This is a genomic window from Hyphomonas sp. ske169, from assembly GCF_056850855.1.
In genome coordinates this window covers 3444080-3465524 of the sequence record NZ_CP096146.1, presented here as the reverse complement: position 1 = coordinate 3465524, position 21445 = coordinate 3444080, and the positions used below count along the sequence as shown (strand labels likewise).

Annotated in this window: 13 protein-coding genes; 5 read left to right on the top strand and 8 right to left on the bottom strand. The window is 53.8% G+C overall.

Translation table 11 applies throughout. The features are described 5' to 3' along the window. Positions 1-20: 20 nt before the first annotated feature. Positions 21-1109, bottom strand: a complete 1089-nt coding sequence (locus MY069_RS16855; RefSeq protein ID WP_482794950.1) for a glycoside hydrolase family 16 protein — start codon at positions 1107-1109, stop codon at positions 21-23. Between the two features lie 135 nt (positions 1110-1244). Then, positions 1245-2000 (bottom strand): LytR/AlgR family response regulator transcription factor, encoded by a 756-nt coding sequence (locus MY069_RS16850; RefSeq protein ID WP_482794949.1) that lies wholly within the window; start codon positions 1998-2000, stop codon positions 1245-1247. A 102-nt stretch (positions 2001-2102) separates the two neighbouring features. Here MY069_RS16850 and MY069_RS16845 point away from each other — a divergent pair, with 102 nt between their 5' ends. Beyond that, on the top strand, positions 2103-3239 hold the full coding sequence (locus MY069_RS16845) for a sensor histidine kinase (protein WP_482794948.1): 1137 nt from the start codon (positions 2103-2105) through the stop codon (positions 3237-3239). A 22-nt stretch (positions 3240-3261) separates the two neighbouring features. Here MY069_RS16845 and MY069_RS16840 read toward each other — a convergent pair whose 3' ends face one another. From MY069_RS16840 to MY069_RS16815, 6 genes are all read right to left on the bottom strand, one after another. Then, complete coding sequence (locus MY069_RS16840) at positions 3262-4515, bottom strand: dipeptidase (RefSeq protein WP_482794947.1); 1254 nt, start codon at positions 4513-4515, stop codon at positions 3262-3264. 82 nt (positions 4516-4597) lie between these two features. Next, positions 4598-4963, bottom strand: a complete 366-nt coding sequence (locus MY069_RS16835; RefSeq protein WP_482794946.1) for a VOC family protein — start codon at positions 4961-4963, stop codon at positions 4598-4600. Positions 4964-5041: 78 nt separating this feature from the next. Next, positions 5042-8110 (bottom strand): TonB-dependent receptor domain-containing protein, encoded by a 3069-nt coding sequence (locus tag MY069_RS16830; RefSeq protein ID WP_482794945.1) that lies wholly within the window; start codon positions 8108-8110, stop codon positions 5042-5044. Positions 8111-8324: 214 nt separating this feature from the next. Further along, entirely contained in the window at positions 8325-10154 is a 1830-nt protein-coding gene (locus MY069_RS16825; RefSeq protein WP_482794944.1) for a winged helix-turn-helix domain-containing protein, read from the bottom strand. Positions 10155-10413: 259 nt separating this feature from the next. Beyond that, entirely contained in the window at positions 10414-12939 is a 2526-nt protein-coding gene (locus tag MY069_RS16820; protein ID WP_482794943.1) for an alpha/beta hydrolase fold domain-containing protein, read from the bottom strand. A gap of 180 nt (positions 12940-13119) precedes the next feature. Then, the gene (locus MY069_RS16815; protein WP_482794942.1) at positions 13120-14022 is read right to left on the bottom strand and encodes a LysR family transcriptional regulator; all 903 of its coding nucleotides are present in this window, start codon (positions 14020-14022) and stop codon (positions 13120-13122) included. A gap of 171 nt (positions 14023-14193) precedes the next feature. Between MY069_RS16815 and MY069_RS16810 the strand changes: the two genes are divergently transcribed. The 4 genes from MY069_RS16810 (at position 14194) to MY069_RS16795 (ending at position 21376) form a co-directional block, all read left to right on the top strand. Then, complete coding sequence (locus tag MY069_RS16810; protein ID WP_482794941.1) at positions 14194-17193, top strand: TonB-dependent receptor plug domain-containing protein; 3000 nt, start codon at positions 14194-14196, stop codon at positions 17191-17193. Between the two features lie 93 nt (positions 17194-17286). Next, the gene (locus MY069_RS16805) at positions 17287-19359 is read left to right on the top strand and encodes a S9 family peptidase (protein ID WP_482794940.1); all 2073 of its coding nucleotides are present in this window, start codon (positions 17287-17289) and stop codon (positions 19357-19359) included. A gap of 26 nt (positions 19360-19385) precedes the next feature. After that, on the top strand, positions 19386-20627 hold the full coding sequence (locus MY069_RS16800; RefSeq protein ID WP_482794939.1) for a DUF819 family protein: 1242 nt from the start codon (positions 19386-19388) through the stop codon (positions 20625-20627). Beyond that, positions 20591-21376: a Type 1 glutamine amidotransferase-like domain-containing protein gene (locus MY069_RS16795; protein WP_482794938.1), complete on the top strand. Its 786-nt coding sequence runs from the start codon at positions 20591-20593 to the stop codon at positions 21374-21376. Before MY069_RS16800 ends, MY069_RS16795 begins: the two co-directional genes overlap by 37 nt. Positions 21377-21445: the final 69 nt, after the last annotated feature.

Sequence of the window (21445 nt, the reverse complement as noted above, 5' to 3'; positions counted from 1 at the left end):
TCATTAGAAATATTTCGGAATTATTCATCGGCTTGCGCCTCCGGACCGAGCAATTCTCCGGTCCAATTCGCGTCTGCTAAACAGGCCATCCCGGTCTCGTCATCACCGTCGCATTGTTCCACGCGCACCCAATCAGCGAGCAACTCGTTCGGATATGACGCCGGATCAAACCCGGCGCCATTTGAATTCTCCGAGAGCGCTCCCCCCACCGCGAAATTGAGCATGACATAGAACGGGTGATCGAATGGCGCGTACGGTCGCCCATCCGCTTCCGGCGAGGCAGTGTACCAGTCATCATGCTCAATCCGCATGAAGACTTCATCATCGACCGACCATTGGATCGCCGTCTGGCCCCACTCGACTGCATAAACCCGCCACTCTTCAGATGGACCAGGGACGCGTTCACCGCTTATCTTCTGGTACAGGAATTCATTGTCCGGATAGGTTTTTCCAAAGTGCAATGCCGCAGACGATCGTCGCTCAACACCGCCGGGACACTCCTCGCAATCGGTGCCGAGATTGACCGCTTCCATAATGTCAATTTCGCCAGAGAGCGGCCAGCCGCCTAATTCATCCGTATTTGACATCATCCAGAAGGCCGGCCATGTGCCCTGCCCGGCAGGCAGTTTTAGGCGCGCTGATATCCGGCCATATTTAAACGCCGCCAATCCGCGTGTCCGAACTTTGCCGGACGTATATGGCTGTGTCGCTGTCCCGCCCGGCGCACCCGGCATACCTTCAGGATACAAGGGCCCTGTAAATTCTTCTTCCTGCGCAATCAGATGCAGGTAACCGTCGCTGACCCGAACATTTTCGGTACGGTCGGTATAGCATTGACGCTCATTGTTTCCGCCGCCCCAGCATGAGACTTCGGGCGCCCATTTGCTGCGATCAAGTTCCTCGCCATCGAAGTCGTCCAGGAACACGGTCCGCCAGGCGAAGGATTCGGCCGCTGCCACACCCGCGCCGTTTGCGCTCACATCCACTGTTTCAACAGTGTTCGAAGCACTCGCATCTGGTGTGTTGCCGTTCGCTGGCGAACAAGCCGATAGAATTCCGGAAAAAATACAAACACTCGCAATAAGCGTCCAATTTCGAACGTGCGTCATTCTCTTATTTTCCTCCCACCATGAGAAGACAATAAGCGTCAGGCCCGCTCAACAATTTTGCGGTGAATGGGGCTTATTCTGCGATAGAATGGACGATGACAGCGCTGGCAATTGCACTCATTTCGGAGGGTTTTCTTACGATTGTCGCGCAATAATTTCTTTAATTACAGGGCGGTAACTCCTGCTGGCACGAACTAATGCCCCATTATCCATGAACAGCTCCGCTTCGCCCTTCGCCAGCCGTTTTATCTCCGAAATCCGCTCCATCGAGACGATGCTAGAGCGGTGGATTCGTCTAAATCGTGTGTCGGGAAGCTCATCAACCAGAGACGAAAGTGTGCGTCTAATCGCAATCTCACCACTCGTTTTATGCACCAATGAGTAGTCCCCGGCCGCTTCGATCCAGACAATTTCCTTCAATGGCAGGAAGTAAACCGATGCCGCATCTTTAATCGTCACGAACTCATCTGCGTCGGATCCACCTTGGGTCTGTTCGGTTCCAGCCGCACCTTGCTGGCTTTCTTCGATAAGACGCGTCAGGCGAACAGCCTTTTCTACGGCTTTCTCAATTCGGCTCTTGGTCAGAGGCTTGAGAACATAATCAACCGCATCAACACCAAATGCATCCACTGCGTACTCAGCGTGGGCGGTCACGAAAATAATCAGTGGCTTTGGCTCCACTGTGATCTGGATTGCAGCATCGACGCCGGTAATTTGCGGCATCTCAACATCAAAAAAGGCGATGTCAATTCCACCAGAATTTATAACCGATAGTGCGTCTTCTGCCGTCAGGCATTTCGCAACCAGCTTGATGTCATTTGTCTCCGAAAGCATATCTGCAAGCAAGTTCAGAGCGGGTTGCTCATCATCACAGATTACAGCTTTTAGCATTCAGTTCTGACCCTTCTTTGCCTTCTGCGGTGCTGCCGCGCACATTGTTCGTGTCTGTCATCAACTACACAAAACTGATGGCGACTGCTAGGAGCCTGCGTCATGGATTCAAAACCTATGGCAATTGAGACACAACGCAGCCCGCTCATCTCGCAGTATTGGGCGTTTCAGCTGGGCGGCTGGGCGGCGCTGACAATCTTCAACACGCTTAGTCTCAATATCTGGTACACGCCGGGTCAGTTCGCGCCGCTCGTACACAGCGTCCTACAATCGATTGCGGGGATGTTCTTAAGCCACCCCATCCGGCTCGTCGCTCGATCAGTCTGGCAACGCAATTTTGCGCCGCGCTTGATCATCGTGGGATCCGCCGTCCTCGCGGCGGCCGCGGCATGGACGGCGTGGCGCATTACGACCTTTACCTTCTTAACCGGCGAAACGATCTATTTCTCCGATTGGGGCGGGTGGATCAATGTATCGGTGATCGTGTTCGTCGCTTGGGCCGTCTCATACCACGCGTTTAGATATTACCGCCAATCGATCGAGCAAAGACGGATAGCAGCGGAAGCCCAAGCCCTAACATTAGCCGCTCAAGCAAAAGCACAATCGGAAAGCATGAAACGTTTGGAAGCGGAGTCCCTATTCCGCGAGTCGCAGCTTAGAATGCTCAAATATCAACTCAATCCGCATTTCTTTTTGAACGCTCTAAACTCCGTCTCTGCCCTCGTTCAGCGCAACAAAAAAGACGATGCAATGGAGATGCTCGCACGCATTGGCGACTTCCTCAGATTGTCGCTCAATGACGACGTTCAGATGCTGCACTCCTTGGAAGAAGAGCTCGATGCGATCGACTCATATCTCGGGATTGAGAAGATCCGATTTGGCGACCGGTTGATCACCGAGTTTGAGGTCGAACCAGACTTGTTAAATCTTCAGCTTCCCATTCTTCTGCTCCAGCCCCTCTTCGAGAACTCGATCAAACACGCTGTTGGCAAACGGATGGATCCGACGGTGCTGACTTTTCAAGCCATCAAACGGACCGGAGGCGTCGAACTCACGCTTTCCGACAATGGACCAGGCTTATCCGATCTGGAGAGCTCAAATGGTTCAGACAGTCCGCATTTAGGACTAACAAATGTCGAGCAACGTCTGAAAGCGGCATTCGGAGACAAAGCACATTTGGAATTGAGAAACTCAGACCAAGGCGGTGTTAAAGTTCAAATCACTTTAAAAGACGCGTGACCCCCGACCGAACCGGCAACCCCTATTTGCTCGCAGCGACCCCAAAAACCCGCATAAAGTTCCCGCCCCAGATTTTTTCGATTTCTTCCGGAGAATAGCCGCGCCGGAGAAGTTCTTCGGTCACGCTTTGCGCACTATCAGCTTCTGCAAACCCAGCAATTCCGCCGCCATGATTGAAGTCTGTGCCAATGCCGACATGGTCTATGCCGATACGGTCAACGACATAATCAATGTGATCCACCATACGCGCCACATCCTCACGCCCGACAAGCGCGCGCATATTGGTTAGGAAGCTCAGTTTCTCTTCGTCATTCTTAAGTTCCCAATAGAGCTCATATGGGTAGGAGTATGTCTCGGGAAGGCCCGCGTCGACACGGACCTGGCGAATAGATTCGAGCATGTCGGGATCGGATAAATCGACGAGATAAGCGCTGAACGCCGCGATATGGATCACACCGCCGGTTTCACCAATTCGGTCAATCTCTTCATCTGAGAGATTGCGCGTGACATTCGACAATTGCTTCACATTAGAATGGCTAGCGATAATCGGCGTATCGGTCAGTTCGATGGCTTGCAGCGTTGCCGCCTTTGACATTTGCGACACGTCGACAATCCCGCCGAGCCTATCAATGCGTTGAACCGCCTGGCGACCAAGTTCGGACAAGCCGCCATGCTCTTCGGTCACTTCATATTCGCCCGTCTCGCCATTGAAGAGCGGGCGCGAGGAATCAGAAAAATCATTATGCCCCATATGAGTCAGTCCGAAGACACGAACGCCTTGGTCATAGAGCTCATCGATCCGCGACACGTTACGCTCCAGACCCAGCGCGTTTTGAAAGCCCAGAATGACGGCAACCTGCCCATTATCCTGAGCCGATTGAACCTGATCTGGCGATTCAGCAAATGCGACCCGCTCAGAATTTGCGCCAACGAGCGCTCGAATGGCAACAAGCTTGGCGTCGATCTCAGCAGCCCCGGCTGCGCGACCTTCTGCCGTCCGCGGTTTTGGTCCCGTCGCGAGCGCCATGATGACGACGTCGACCCCTCCTGCTTCCAGCTTGTCGATGGCCACTTTCGACGTTCCATCTGCTCCGAGATAAAGCGGCGAAGTTTCCGGTAAGACGATATCAGAATGGGCATCCAGGACCAGCACGCTGGCATGCAGGTCGGTCGGGCTGGGCGGCTGAGATGTGGTGCACGCGGCAGCTCCGAGCAGGAGTGCCGCCGCGGCCGCTGTTTGAAAGCCAAGGTTTTTGAAACGGGAAAATTTGATCATCTTGGGCTCTCTGAATGCTGCAAGCCTGCACCATCACCATATGGAACCGCTTACGCAAGCTTAGAATCGGGAATGATCGTTGTTAGATCCTGAACTTATTGGGATGCGGCCAAACCTCTTCCGCGGGGCGATCAAACTGCAGAAGCTCGACTAAGATGCCTCGATCTAGGATGAACGCGACCTGCACGCCCTCAGCTGGCTGGGTTGGCGGCAGCACAATTTCCTTACCCGCGATGGCGGCTCGCAGATCGTCTACTTCAAATGCGATATGCGGTTTGGTTTGTATGATTTCAGGCAGTGGGTTGTCATGATCAAAATTATGCCACTCGACGCCATAAGGCGTGTCGAAATATCCGCTGCCATGCATTTTTAATTGCGGGCTGTAATCCCGATCGGGGAGTTTTCGAGCCGTCGGAACACCCACATGGTGAAACTTTAATGTCTGCATACTGGTCTCGCCAAAATCTCCAGAATAAAAATGACGGCCCCCTTTCGAGGGCCGTCATCTGTGCATATGCGAGGGGCTCTAGAAAGTCTTCGCAACATTTAGGAAGGCGCGCCGACCGATAAGGTCGTAGCCTGACTGCGTTACAATGTTGAGTCGCGAGGGACCCTCACCCTGATCGATAATTGGAGGTTCCTCATCGAACAGGTTTCGCACGCCGACTGTCACTGACCACGAACCTGTGGAGTACCCGAGGGACAGGTCGTGTGTCCAATAGCTGTCTGTGAAGTCGACATCCCGGCAAGCGACAGACGCTCCCAGAATTCCGCAAGCTGATCGGGTTGTGCTTTGATCAGCCGGATCAGTGAACGCATCGCTATCATCTTGCTGCGTTTCACCAATGTATCGTGTGCGCCAGCGGCCCGTCCAGTTGCCGTAATCCAATAGCGCGGTTCCAACGGCTTGCCATTCTGGGCTGCCGATTTCGCCAATATTATCATCACCTGGATCGTCGGCAGAAATCTGCTCAAGCTGTTCAATATAATGCGTCGCTGAGAGATTGTAGCTGAACCGCGCGCCGTCGAGGATCGAGTCGATGTCCATGCCGAACCGAGCGTTCAGATCCACCCCTTCGGACGTCACTTGTCCGATATTGATGAATGGCACATCGACACGGTTGATTGTCGCCTGCGCCGGGTTGCCAGGGTTTCGTGTGATGAAGTCACAGAATGGGCTGCCAAGGGCCGGTTCGTCATTATAGCAGCGCGTCAGAATGGTTGTCGCGCTGGTTGGCAGGATGCGGTCCTCGATATCGATTTTGAAATATGTCGCCGAGAAATCGAAGTCGAAATCATCGGTCCAAGGCTGACGCACCACAAAGCCAGTTGTGAACGTCTCAGACGTCTCCGGTGCAAGGTTTGGATTACCCCCTGCATTGGTCGGGATACCGGTCGTAGCGAGAAGTCCCAAGGCAGTTGGATCAACGCCATCGGCTACACAATTGTCGAGAACGATCTGCGACCGCGTATCTTCGGTTGGGTCATAGACCCCGCCATTGTTCGCAACCGTTGGCACACGGCACGGGTCATTCCCCCCGCCAATGGTTCCAACAGTCCCTGCTAGGAACAAAGCGCGCAAATCAGGCGATCTAAATGTGGTTCCGACCGTACCGCGAAGCCTGAACCAGTCGGTTGGCGCAATGTCGCCACGGACCGAATAAGTGAACTCATTGCCTGAAAGCTCGGTATTAGAGTACCGGCCCGCAAGGTTGATATTGACCTTTTCGTGCAGTGGAATTTCCGTTTCGGCAAACAATTCCCAGAGGCTATTTCGCCCGATTGTATTGCCTTCAATGTCTGGAACTTCGGACGCCCCTAGGCCGTTCACTCGCACAACATCATTGATCGTATTGATCCGCTCTTCACGGAACTCGGCCCCAAGGACCAAGCCGACGGTTCCTGCTGGCATTTCGAAGACATCACCGGTCACCACACCGGAAATGATCCCGGTCTCGATTTCAGTTGTGTTGATGGAATCTCCGAACAAGAAGTCTTCTTCTTCCTGTGTGGCAAAACGTTTATTGCCGCCTTCGGTTGTGAACAGTGTTGGCGAGAACCAATCGACAACGACGCAATTCGACGGGGTCAGGAAGCCAAACGTCAAAGCGGTCCGCTCCAAACCACAAACCGGATCGCCATTTGCGTTTAATCTCAACGTGTCGAGAGACTCTCGCGCAGCAAACTCGTTCAAGACAGGCTGCGACGCGACGCCATAACTGCGCTCATAACTGCCATAGAAGTCGTAAACCCAGTTGCGCTCTTTGAACCCCGGCAGCGCGAGGTCACCTTCTAATCCAGAGACAATTCGGAAATTCGACACGTCAGCCGTCCGGCGCTGAGACAGCCCTAAAGTCGAGACCACTGGCAAAGCGTCAGCTGAGAACGGGTTAAGCGGATTGTCAAAGAGTTGCAGAGATCCATCCGCATTCACAAGCAAATTGCCATTCGCGTCTTCCTGCGGGATAAGGGCTGGAACGCCAGGGAAAATTTGCTCATTGGTTAGGCGACTGATGCCACTCCGATTGGAGTATGCCCCTTCGAAATAGAGCGTGTCGCGGCTGAACAGATCAACTGAGTATTCGCCATTCGCATACAGGCTATAGCGCTCAACGCCTTCGAGCAGTTGCGTGTTTCGTTCTTCGTCCTGCAAATTGAAAGTATCAGTGAAGGCAAAATTCTGCGGCAGTGCGCCGCCGGTCGAGAAGCCTGGCACGCCAATATCTGTCGTACCTGGTGTGCTGAACACGAACCCAGTCCCGGCGACGAGGACCGCATTGTCCGGCCGGTTATCAAGACAGACGGAGCGAACTTCGCCATCAGTGCCAACTTCGATATCCCGCAAACAATCATTGAAGTTTGAGCGATTGCCGGCGAGCACAGCCGTGCGATTGTAAAACTCACCGCCGACCATGAAGTGGCCTTTGTCGCCCTTTGCGCCGCCGATGAAGCTGAGTTGCAATTCTTCACCGCCTTCTTCGGACGGCAAAGTAGTGTTTCCAGCAATCTCAAAACCTTCAAATTCGTCACGCAGGATCACGTTTACAACACCGGCGACAGCATCAGAGCCGTAAATCGACGATGCGCCATCGGTTAAAATGTCGACCCGCTCAACGAGCGCGCTTGGGATCAGGTTGATGTCTGGCGCAACTGGCGCACCGCGCACACCCGCGCGTCCAAGACGCCGTCCGTTCAACAAGACGAGCGTTGATGACGCGCCCAAGCCGCGGAGCGCGATATTGTTTGAGCCAACCCCGCCCTCGGAGATGCCTTCAACCGCGGCCGTAGGGGATCCTGCGTTTGTCGAGGCATCAAACTGTACTCCTGTGATTGCAGGAGACTGCGCGACCAAGTCACCTACATCTATAATACCAATGGCACGCCCCTCGTCGGCATCGACCACTTGTAGAGGTGAGATGGATGAGAATTCATCGCGGCGCAGCCTGGATCCGGTGACGACAACACGTTCCTGTACGGCCACATCTTCTGCTTCGGCGCTTTCAACGCGATCAACGTCATCGCTTTGTTGTGCGAGCGCCGGGGCGCAACTCATCGCCGTGAGTATCGTGCTCGCGAGCGCGAGTCTTTTCAACATAGGTCTTTTCAAGGTCTTTCTCCTCCAGTCTTGAAAAAATTCGGTGAGACATTGGGAGAAGAGGTGCGCCAATTGCTGACGTTGCAGCAAAGTAAACGACCTCAAATAAACCTAATAAAGATGTTCAACGGCAGGGTTTGCGGCGTTTACTTGCAATCAACACCCGACAGAGTGCGGTGGATTCCGAATTTACGCGACAGGTCAGACTTGGAGGTCAAGGCATCCGGGAGTCTGCGCCGGGAAAGCGAGAATTGTCAGCTCGCCGACCGATCAAAGATGCGCGGTATTCATCAAAGTGCGCGTCGAGTTTGTAATAGAGGATACCAATCTCGCGATTATCAGTGGCGGTCTGGAGGAGCGCGGGAACCACCTCATAATTTCCGCACATCGCCCAAAATGATGCAACGAGATAAACTGATGCTCCGCCTTTTTGTGTGCGAGGCTCCAAAACGTCGGCCAAGTGACAATACATATCGCGCAGGTTCTCACGTGGATTGTCTTTCACAAATTCGGGCGCCCCTCCGTCATAATTCTGACCAACGTATTCTATGAGCGGCTGTAGGACTTCGGTCGCGCGTTGCGGCTGCTCCGACTTCTGCAAGGCTAAGACGAGGCTCAGTCGATTGAAGGCATTGTGCGGATCAATTTCGAGCGCCCAGTCGCAATATTGCACGGACTCAGAAAACCGATCTGCCGCATTTAGGTGCCAACACCGGTCGGAGTTGGACGCCTGCGCCATCGGATCCATGGAGACCGCTACACTCGACACTTGCAGTGCGCCCGCAACGTCTCCTTCAACGGCCATAAGCGTCGCCTTCCAAGAATGAATGAGCGCATCTCCTGGCGCCAATTGCGAGGCGCGCATGAACGCGGCCTTGGCTTTCTCGATATCCCAATCCCGGTGAAGATAGACGACACCTCTGACGAGTTGTGCACGCGGATGGATCCCTGAATTGCGCTCGATGGCATCTGCAATATCAATTATCTCTGCGAAGGTTTCGTCCCGTGGATATCCACGGCTATCAACAAGCATGCTGAGCGCAATGGCTTTACCGGCTAAGGCGTCGGGTGATTGCGGCGAGATCACCAGCGCTTTATCGAACCAATCGATACTTTCAACGAGAGACGTAAAGTTCGCGAAGCGCAAGGCGCGTTGGCCGTTGAGTATGTTTCGATAGTACGCGGTATTATACTCAAGTACTGGATCTGGCCTCGCCACTGGGCTCGCGCCAGAGTGAATCGTGGTTGCCGCCCATTCAGACACAGCTTCAGCCGTCTCAGCATAAGCATCTGGTGACAAGTGCTCTAGCGCGATGGATGTGCGCGCGAGTTCGACCGCTCGAGTGGGCGCAGACAAAACGGCATCGACGCTATAACTCTGATCCGACCTGCGCAGATTCAATAAAAGCAAATAGTCATGGTAATTGCGGTCATCATCGGCGCCCTGCGAAATGTCTTCCCAAAGGCTCTCGCCATTGATGACGAGGAAGCTTTCGGGATCATAACGGATCAATTGCTCCACAATCCCGACCCGTAGCGCGTACTGAATCGCGTCTTCATCTTCAGAGCTGGTTGGAAAATCCACTGCCACCGGTGAGACATAGATCGAGACCGGGTCGGTATCGGGCGCTCTAGGATAGACCAGTGCGAGCAACAAGACCGCTGCCAAAGCCAAAGCAGCAAAGGCCATCCATCCAGGATGCACTCGGCGCGGCTCAGCTTCGATAACCGGCTCAATATCGGCGATGAAACGATAGCCCCGTTTTGGCAAGGTCTCGATAAAGCGCGCATTGCGGGCCTGATCGCCAAGCACGGATCGGAGCTGATTCACGCACGCATTGAGGCTTTGCTCAAACTCTACATTAACGCCGTCATCCCAAATTTCAGTCTGTAAGGTCTGCCTGGAAACAATGCCTGGGGCCGCTTCCAATAGGTGTTTGAGCAGCTTCGCCGGCTGGTGGCGCAATAAGATATCGACACCATTTTTCTGAAGCGTGAGCGTGTCGCAGTTAAACGAGAATTCGTCGAAACTATAAGTCGTCATTTTTTTCTACGCGATAAGCCGTTTTAGGCGGGTCCCCCAATCGCGCGAGCTCCTCCCCTAACCCAATGAGAGTGCGAGCAATCAAGTTTCATGAAGTTAGTCGGGAACTCGATCCAAAAATCAAGCCACCTTTCCCCATTTGAGATTTTTTTGAGGTTTTGACAGCGCCCCAAAAGACCATATTTGAGCACGTACGCGGCGGCAGACACAAGCAAGAATGCGAGCGCCCGCGCATGAATAAATCGATCCCTGGATTGACCTATGCCGTTTCAAATCCTTGGTAATTGTCCGCGGCAACCGCATCGCAAAGCTGGCGATAAACATCTACGCCGCCGACATAGGCCATAAAGGTGCGTGGTTTCCCCGGCACATTGGCGCCGATATACCAAGAATTGGCCTGCGGAAACAAAGTCAGATTCGCCGATTGCTCATTATGGATTGCCCATTCTGTTTCGGCAGTCTCAGTCGGCTCGATGGTCGTATGCTCGTTCTCACGCATCCAGGCGATACAATCGCTGATCCAATCGACATGTTGTTCGATCGACACGATCATATTGCTAAGAACCGATGGGCTGGATGGCCCTGTGATCGTGAATAGGTTCGGGAACCCCGCGACGCAAAGCCCCAGATAAGTGTGCGGGCCGTCCGCCCATTTGTCGCGCAGAGCCATGCCCTCTTTGCCGCGAATATCGACCCGCTCCAATGCGCCGGTCATGGCATCAAACCCAGTCGCAAAGACGATGGCATCATAAGCGTCATCGCTTTGGCTGGTGCGGACACCCGTGGATGTGATCTCTTCAATCGGCGTTTTGTGCAGATCGACCAGGCGCACATTGTCTCGATTGTAGGTCTCGTAATAGTTGGTATCTAGACACGGTCGCTTGGTTCCAAATGGATAGGATTTTGGCGCCAAGGTTTCAGCGAGTTCGGGATCCTTCACCCGCTCACGGATCTTATCACGTACAAATTCGGCAATCATGTCGTTCGAGGATGCGTCGGTGATCACGTCCGAATAGGACGACGACAGGGCCGTGAGAATGCCGCTCTCCCAAGCCGACTCCAGCCGATCCTTTCGCTCATTATCGGTCTCTGACGCTGCTGGCATGAGGTTGCGCGGCGGGTGCGGGATCCCAGAAAGATGATTGCGCTGAGCTTCACGATAAGCCCGATAGGTCGTCTTCATTTGCTTGATCTCATCTTCTTCAAGCAACCGATTAAAGGCCGGCATCGAATAGGCGGGCGTGCGCTGATAGACGGTCAGCTGATCGGCTTCCTCCGCGATCAGTGGGATCGATTGGATCGCCGAAGAGCCGGTGCCGATCACAGCGACTTTCTTGCCAGTGAAATCGACCCCGTCATGCGGCCACATACCGGTGATGTAGGTGTCGCCAGCAAATGTATCCGCGCCTGGAATGTCAGGAGTCTTAATCGCCGACAGGCAGCCTGTTGCCATGATCAAATATTGAGCGGAAATCACTTCGCCCTTATCGGTATAGACATTCCAACGCGCATGATCCTCATCATACAAAGCGCGCGTGACGGTCGTTTCGAATGAGATATCGCGGCGCAAGTCGAACCGATCAGCGACGTGCTGGGCATATTTCAAGATTTCCGGCTGCGGCGAGTATTTCTCCGTCCACGTCCATTCCTGCTCCAGCTCTTCATCGAAAGAGAAGGAGTAAGCCATGCTCTCAATGTCGACGCGCGCGCCGGGATAGCGGTTCCAATACCAGGTCCCGCCGACATCATCGCCCTTCTCGATGACTCGCGCTTTCAAGCCTTGCTGTCTCAGCTTGTGAAGCTGGTACATGCCTGCGAAGCCGGCTCCCACAATCACAACATCGAGCGCGCTGCTTTTGGCCAAATGTCGATCGATTTGCTGGCCGACATATTCAAGCGCCGTCGCGGCGGCGGGCAGCATGCCGGGCATGGCGAAGAAATTGTGCATCTGCCGGTCAAACCGTTTCATCGTCACTGGCACGCCTGCGGCTTGGAGGGCTTCGCCATAGGCCTCCGCCTCATCACGGAGCACATCATATTCCGCAGTCACGACCAAAGCTGGCGGCAAACCGGAAAGATCGTCCGCACGCGCCGGTGAGGCTTCAGGTTCAGATCGCCGCGTCTTATCGGGCACATAGTGATCCCAGAACCATTCCATTAGCGGCGTATTCAGCAGCAGCTGATTGTCCGGGTCAGCGTAGCTTTTTGTGTCCATCGCTCCATCAGTGACGGGATAGACGAGCAGCTGCAGTGAAATGTCTGGCCCATTCTCAGCCTTCGCCTTCTGCGCCACGACGGCTGCAAGATTACCGCCCGCACTATCGCCGCCAACAATGATTGGTACAGGCTGGCCCGCAATTGAGCCGATATTCTCATCCACCCATTTCAGCGCGTCCCAAGCATCATGGACAGCGGCAGGATAAGGATGCTCCGGCGCTTTCCGATAGTCGACAAGGATGACCGCCGCCCCTGTACGCGCCGCCATTTGACGACCGAGCGTATCGTACTGGTCGATATCTCCCAGGACCCAACCGCCGCCATGATAATAGACAATCGCTGCGCATGGGGTCTCGTTGGGAATTAGGATACGCGCCCGAAAAGACGCGCCATCAGCACCCGTGATCATCTCATCGCGAACGGAGACCATGTCCGGTCCCGGCGGATAGCTGTTCGAAATCCCCGCGCCCGCGAGCCGCGCTTCCTCGGGCGACATCTCATGAAATCCCGGCCCGCCCATTGCCGCGAGCTGCGCAAGCAAGGCTGTGCTAGCAAAATCCAATTTCATTTTGAGACCTCCGCATTCCATCCTTCGATGATTATTTTGATTATCATCCTCGATTTCTGCGCGGACACAATAGAAGGCCGCTATTCCCCTCGCGTGACCTCAGGCTCGATCCTCAGGGCTTCAGACACGTTCGGACGATCGAAATGGCCCGCGGATGAGCCATCTTTTTAGCTCGATCATCTAACGCGCCCCTTTTTCACGCAAGTGCGCCAGAATTCGTTGAACGATCGGGCGCTTGTTGTTTGCGGCGCTGAAGATACTGATCTGCATATGCTCTGGCGCTTCGACAGAGACGCATCTCAACGCATCCGATCGCGGATTTGAGGCGACAACGCTTTCCGGCAACCAGGCCATTCCAAGACCATTAATCGCAGCGGTACAAAGGCTCTCTGCGAGCGTTCCACGATAGACCGACTTTAGGCGTTTTCGAAACGGTGCTTGCTTCACGGTATGGTCCACCACCCGAGACATAAAAGAGGTCCCCGAATACTCTAGATAGGGAATTGTTGGACCCGTTTTCTCCAGCAAATCGTCGCGAAAATCCTCTCGTCTGATGTAGGGCAGTATGCGATCAGAGCCGATATCTAAGCGAGGAAACTGCGCAAGATCAATATCAAACGAAAATGCCGGATGCCGATAGCAAATAAAGAAGTCGCTCGCGCCGCTAAATAAGCTCTCAAGGTATTCTTCGACGGTGCGCGTCTCAGCGACAATCGTGGCTTCGACACTTCCAATTGTATTCTTCAACTCAGCCAGAAGCGAAGGGACATGAAACAGCGCGAGTGTGTGGAGACAAGCAATCGTCACACCCGTTTCTGCTAGGCGGGAAAAACCCATCGTCTCCGTGCGAGCCTCATTCGCCAATCGGATGATGTCCTGCGCATGCGAGATGAAGTTTCGGCCGGCTGAGGTGAGGGTCACCGGATGTTGAGAGCGGTCCAATAATTCAGTTCCCGCCCAGATCTCAAGCGCTTTGATACGACGGCTGAACGCCGATTGCGTGATATTTCTCGCTTCAGCTGCGCGAGCGAAGTGTCCCTTTTCAACAACACTCACGAGGTCCTCTAGCCATTTGAGCTCCAAAAAATCACCTCATTATCAATGCATTGCAATTTACGCATCAACATTTTCGAATTTAGAATTTGATGTCAAGCCAGTAATCCCCGTCACTGCACAAGTGGAAACAGGTGTAACATGGAGGCTGAATTGAACCCCTTAAAGTCTAAATTACTGAGTGCCGCGAGCGGAGCGATATTGACCGCATTTGCCGTAAACGGCGTCGCCTTGGCGCAGGAAACACAAAGCGATCCAGTCATCACGACGAGTGCAGATGCTGAAACTGAGCAAACGCTCGAGCAGGACAAAATTGTTGTCACTGGCACGCGCATTCAGCGAACCAACGCGCAATCTGCTATCCCGCTGCAAACCTTTGGCGCAGCCGACCTGGAAGAGATTGGTACGACTGATCTTGCGGAAGCGCTGGTGCAGATTCCCGGCGTGTCAGAATCCGTCTCCCCGACAAACTCAAACTTCTTTATTCAAACCAGCGGTCTCTCGACCATCAATCTTCGTCGTCTTGGCGATGATCGCACATTGGTTTTGATCAACGGGAAACGCGCCGTTTCGAACTCAGGAAATGCAGACCGCGTATCACTCTCTACTTTGCCAATTGGTTTCGTCGAACGAACGGAAGTCACCACAGGCGGCGCGTCAGCGATCTATGGCTCTGACGCCATCGCTGGTGTTGCAAACTTTCTCTTGGAAGATGACTTCAACGGTTTCGAAGTCGACGGACGATACAGCGCTCCTGAAGCAAGCGGCGGCGATGAAATTAGAATCAACGGACGGGTCGGCCAACACTTCGCCGATGAAAAAGGCTATTTCCTCTTCGCAATTAGCTATCGCGATGAGGACATGATCCGCGCGGATGACTCGCGCCCCGAATCTATTCTCGCTGTTGAGTTTGACGATCCAATCCCGTCGACAGGCAGCGATGGCTGGACAGGCGAAATCAACCTTCCCGGCTGTGGTGGCGTCGATACAGAACGCCATTGTTTTGTCCCCTCATTCAGCAGCTCAACACCTGGCGGCACATTCGAAGGCGACGCATGGTTCGTAAACGGCCAATGGTTCAATGACCAGTCGCTACGCCCCTCAAATCGCCCGGCTGGATCGGACTTTTTCACCGACTTTGATGGTTACAACTTCCGCCCCGGTCGCGCGCTGAATGGCTCTCGCGAACTCTTCAATGCCGCGTTAACTTCGAGCTATGAATTCTCTCCGGAACTGGAAGGCAGCGTCACGGTCATGTACTCCGAGATCGACTCTGTGACAGCCAATGGATTCGAGACGCTGAATGGGTCTGACTCATTTGGCCTGTTTAATGAATCGACCATCGGCAACATAGCGTCGGATCATCCTTTCATTCCGCCGGAAGTGGAAGAAACCCGCTCTGGCTCAGTCTCGTTCAATCGCCGTTTGGTCGAACTTGGGGAGCAGCAGCGTCAAAACAATCGTCGTACTCTGCGAACGATTGCCGACCTAAAAGGGCAGTTCAACGACAATCTGGATTGGGAGCTTTTCGCGACTTACGGCAAATTCGAGCAGCACCAGTACAATCCGAATGAGTATAATCACGTGAACGCCCAGCGTGCGCTTGATATTGAAAGCGATGGCAATGGCGGCTTCCAATGTGCTGACGCCGACGCGCGCGCAGATGGGTGTGTGCCGATCAATATCTTTGGCGAGAATACGATCACCAGAGAAGCGGCCGACTATATTCGATATAATGGATACGCGACCCAAGAGCGAATTCAGTATACGGCAGGCGGTTTCGTCTCTGGCGATCTATTCACAATCCCAGCAGGCGACGTGAAGTTCGCGGCAGGTGCTGAATTCCGGCGCGAAGAGCAAGATACGGTCGGCGATCCTGATGGTGATCAAATTGGCGGCTTGGATGGCGATCCAACCACGGATGATATTAACGTGACCTCGCTTGCGGTCTTCCCAAGTGTCGTCTCAGACTATGAAGTTGTGGAAGGGTTCGCTGAGATTGATATTCCGATCATCGCTGATCAACTCAACCTTCAAGGCGCAGCGCGTGTTGGTGATTACAACACGATTGGAACGATTTTCTCTTATAATGTGGGCGCCGTCTGGTCTCCTTTTGAGGACATTCGCTTCCGAACCCAATACTCACGTTCGCAACGTGCACCGAGCTTAACCGAGCTCTTCTCGCCACCACGGCAAGACTCTGACAGTCTCGCTGATCCGTGCGAAGGTTTGCAACCAGATGGAACCGGGATTGATCAACCCGATGGAGACGGCGGAGAGAATGCTGACCTCTCGATCGTATCAGCCAACTGTCTTTCAGAAGCTGGGATCCAAGCCTATTTCGCAGACCCAGAACTGTTTGATCCGGTTGATGGTTTCGATGCACCAGGATCAGTCAACGGCCCCAATTCCGGCAATCCAAACGTGAAGGAAGAGACGGCCGACACATTCACTATTGGTGCAGTCTATCAACCGAGCTTCATTCCGAATTTAACGGTGATCGCGGACTATTATCAAATCGAAATTGAGGATGCGATTACCTCCATTTCAACCCAAAACACGGTCGACCTTTGCTACTCATCGGCGGACTTCCCGAATAATCGATTCTGCGATGTGATCACACGAAACCCTGTCACAGGTGAAGTCACCGAAGTGATCAATTTCCAAGAAAACTTAAATGAGGAAAAAGTTGCCGGTATCGATGTCAGCGCACTCTATGATTTCGAGATCCCAAGTGTGCCTGGCGATTTCAATGCCGACTTCCGCTATACTCACTATCTCGATCAAGAGGTGACGTTCACCGGGATTGGCGACACTCAACTGACGACCTCTCCACTAGGCGAGATTGGCGATGGCGACGACGAGTGGCGTTTGCGCTTGCGTTATTCACTAGACGGCTTCGTCGCGAGCTATACGGCCACTTATATAGGCGGCGGCGTCGATGACTTGCTAAATGACCCAAGTCCAGATGATGACCGCTTCTTCGAAGTCGATGGTCAGGACTTCCACCGGGTCTTCATGTCCTACACTTGGGGCGAAAATGATCAGTACCGGATCTATGGCGGTGTGAACAATATCTTTGACGACCTAGGTCCAGTTATTCCGACTGGCTTGGATAATGGTAGTTCACTCAACATCATCTCTCCTTTGAACGATGTTGTTGGACGAGAATTCTTCGTCGGAACACGGATCCGCTTCTAAAGCGGGTCTTGTGCAGCTCGGCGAGCCTGTCATTTTCTGCGACAGGCTCGCCGCCTCCCTTACCTTCTAACCCTAAAACCGGACCGGTTGCCGATGTCTCGTATCCTCATTTTGCTCACACTATCTGTTCTAAGCTTGGGTCAGTTTTCACTCGCTGACGACGACCCCAAAGGAATGAGCCCGCGAGAATTCCTCAGCATCCACCAAGTTAAAGACCCCTTACTTTCACCGGATGGGCGGCATCTAATCTATCAACGCTCCAGCACACTTTGGTCCGACAATGATAAAGTGGATCGCTATCGATTGATCAATCTGGAAACAGGCGAACACTTGCCCGTTCCAGAGCCAAAACGCGATACGATATCTGTAAGCGATATCTCCTGGCGGCCTGATGGCGCCGGGTATATTTACCTGCGCCGCCCGCCTGGCCAAAAAGAGCGGCAAGCCTATTATTTCGACATCGACAATCACACATCCAAACAGCTCACTGATCACGAAGAGGATGTCCGATACGTCTTCTGGGCACGCGACGGCGCGGGTTTTTATTTTGGGGCAACCGAAATTGAAGCCCCTGAGCCAGGCACGAAAGCGGTCAAAGATGAGTGGGAAATCGAGGCGTTTGATGAACCTTTGGACCGTGAGCTTTGGTATTTTGATTTGGATAGCACGAAGAGCGAACCCGTGGTCTCCGGCGACTTCACGGTTCGCGCAGCCTCATTGTCACGGGATGGAAATTATCTGGTCTACAGCCGCGCGCCCGATCAGAGGCTTAACTCTGGTTATCTGAGAGAAGTCTACATCCGTAATCTACAGACGGGCGACGAAAGCGCGTGGACCCAAAATGACTATTCTGAAGGACAGGTTCGCCTCTCTCCAGACAATAGTACAATCGCCTATATCGCAACCGTAAATGCCCACGGAGAGCCTTATTACGAGGACAAAGTCTTCATCCAAAAACGCGGTGAAGCGCCGCGCCGACTGTTCGGTGACTTGGCTTTTGAAGCCTTGGCGCACGAGTGGGATCAGTCTGGCAAGGGGCTCTATATTCTCGGCAATACAGGCCTCCGTACCGCGCTTTATCGATACGACATAGAAGCACGAACGCTAACCGCCCTCACCAGCGGCGACCAAGTCGTGACCGACTGGCGGTACGATCCGATCCAAAACGCCCATACCGCCAAAATCATCGACGCAAAATCTCCAGGAGAATTGTATATTCGCCGCGACGGAGAGCGACGGTTTGAGCCACTGACGAAAGAATATGAAGACTGGGAAGAAAAGTATCTCTTGCCGCGCCAAGAAGCGGTCACTTGGGACGCGCGCGACGGAACGAAAATAGAAGGCCTACTCGTTTATCCCATCGGCTATAAAAGAGGTCGGCGATATCCGCTCGTCACCACCACTCATGGCGGCCCGCGCAGTTCATCACAGTTTGGGTCTTGGAACACAACCCGATATGTTTCTGTGCTTGCAGCGCAGGGGTATATGGTGCTTCTGCCCAATCACCGCGGCGGTACTGGCTATGGCGACGCGTTCATGCGCGATATGTTTGGTGGCTATTTCCGCAATGCCCATCTCGACGTGATGGACGGCATTGACGCTTTGATCGAGCGTGGCCTTGCGGACCCGGACCGCCTCATCAAAATGGGCTGGAGCGCGGGCGGGCACATGGTCAATCGATTGATTACCGAGACCGACCGATTTGCCGCGGCATCGTCCGGAGCAGGCGCGGCCGACTGGGTTTCCATGCATGGCGAAAGCGACGTCCGCCGCGGTCGGGACTTCGTATTCGGTGGCGCGCCCTGGGACGAAGATGCGCCACGCGATCAATATCTGGCAGATTCACCGTTAAAAGATGCTTGGAAAGTCACCACGCCAACGCTGTTCTTTGTGGGAGAGCGCGATGTTCGGGTTCCGCCGACGCAATCGATTTTGATGTTCCGCGGGGTTCAGGCGACCGGGACAGAAACCAAACTGTATCAGGCCCCTGGAGAACCTCACGGCTATCAAAAACCCGCGCACCAATTGTTCAAGATCAATGCCGAACTCGCATGGTATGCGCGTTTCGTGCTGGGGGAAGAGTATGAGTTCGATCTTCCGAAAAAAGCCTTCGAAGATGAGCATGAAGATGACGGTTGGACCTTGGGCGATGCCGACGACCACTAACGCATAAGCAAACGAGCACGCACAAAATGACATCACCCCTGATAACCAATGATGCCATCGTGTTTGGCCTACTCGCGGCAACGCTTGGCGCCCTCTTCTACGCGCGAAGCCTCGGCGGGATGTGGAACAAATTTTTCACCTTCGTTCCAATCATCTTACTCTGTTATTTGATCCCATCGCTGATGAATAGCTTCGGTTTAATTTCTTCGAAGGACAGTCAGCTTTGGCCCATCGCTAAGGATTACTTCCTCCCGGCTTCTCTGATTCTCTTGACGATGAGCATCGACCTGAAGGCCATTCTTGGGCTTGGACCAAAAGCGCTCATTATGTTCTTCACCGCCACGATTGGAATAGTGATCGGCGGTCCGGTCGCCGTACTTATCGTCGCGAGCTTCAGTCCCGAAACTGTCGGCGGTGAAGGCATCGAGGCGGTGTGGAGAGGCCTAGCGACCGTCGCTGGCAGCTGGATTGGCGGCGGCGCGAACCAAACCGCCATGCTCGAAATCTATGGCTACAATCCCGAGAAATATGCCGCCATGGTTGCCGTGGATATCGTGGTTGCCAACATCTGGATGGCATTTCTGCTTTATGGCGCGGGCAACCCAGACCCGATTGATCGTTGGCTCAAAGCCGACACGTCCGCCATTGCGACGCTGCGGGACAAGATGATCAATTACAGCGCGCAAATGGAGCGCACAGCGACGACAGAAGACTTTATGAAACTTCTTGCGATTGCGTTTGGCGGCGTCGGCCTATCGCACCTTGTCGCGGGTTTGTGCTCGAGTGCGGCGCTCGCCATTCCATCACTCTCGGGCTCAATTCTGAGCAACCAGTTCTTTTGGGTCGTCGTCACCGCGACCACTTTGGGACTCGGCATCAGCTTCACGCGCCTCCGCAAATTAGAAGGCGCGGGCGCGTCTAAGATTGGCACTGTTTTTATCTTTTTGCTGGTCGCGATTATCGGCACCAAGATGGACGTTTTCCAGATTGCTGAGAAGCCACTCCTGTTCCTTGTTGGAATCATCTGGATGCTGTTTCACACCATCCTTCTCTTCGCGGTGGCAAAACTGATCCGCGCCCCATTTTTCTTCATCGCGGTTGGGAGCAAGGCAAATGTCGGTGGCGCGGCATCGGCGCCCGTCTTGGCGGCAGCCTTCCACCCATCGCTGGCGCCGGTCGGCGTGCTGCTTGCGGTGCTGGGATACGCGCTTGGCACTTATGGCGCGATATTGTGCGCGTACTTAATGCAGATGGCGGCGCCAGCATGACCCCGACCCGGCGCATCCTTGGGATAAGCGACTCTAAGTCGGTCTTCGTGTCCGGCTCCGAACAACCGGAATTTCTCCAGCTGATCCGAGACCTCACAAACAAAGCCAAGGCGTCAAACCCAAGTATTTGCTATATCGGTGCGGCGAAAGGCGACCGGCCCGAACGCACATCTGCGTTTTTCAACCTTGCTGAACGTGTCGGGTTTCATCCCACCAGCTTAGATATGTATGCGATGGAAACCGGTGACCCTCGCGCCTATTTTCCCAACACAGACGCGATTTTCATCGATGGCGGCGTGACCCGCAATTTGATCGCGCTTTTGAAAGAGTGGGATGTAGTTGATGCCCTCGTCCAAACCTATCAACACGGCACTCTGATCGCGGGAGCGAGTGCCGGGATAAGCATGTTGTTCGATTGGTGCATCAGCGATTCGATTAAATCGAGCATTCAACCGGTGAGAGGCATCGGCCTTTTAAAAGGTAGTATCTGTGCACATTATGATGCGCTAGAGGCTCGCCGAAACGCTTTGGCTGAGCTCGTTCAATCCGAACCAAGCGCCTTGCCTGCTATCGGCATTGACGATGGGGTCGCGGCCCTCTTCGAAAATGAAACCCTCATGACCACTTACACGATAAAACCCGAGGCGAAGCTTCACTTGTTCGAGCAGGCCCACTCCAAACATACAACCTGCTCCAGTCAAACGCTTGCGCCACGCAGCTTGCAAAGCCTCACCCACGAGCCTCGCTAAGTCGAGACGAAGCCGCCTCCCACGCGGCTCCATCTGCATCCCTCTATTTGACTCTTTCCCAAAAAGAAC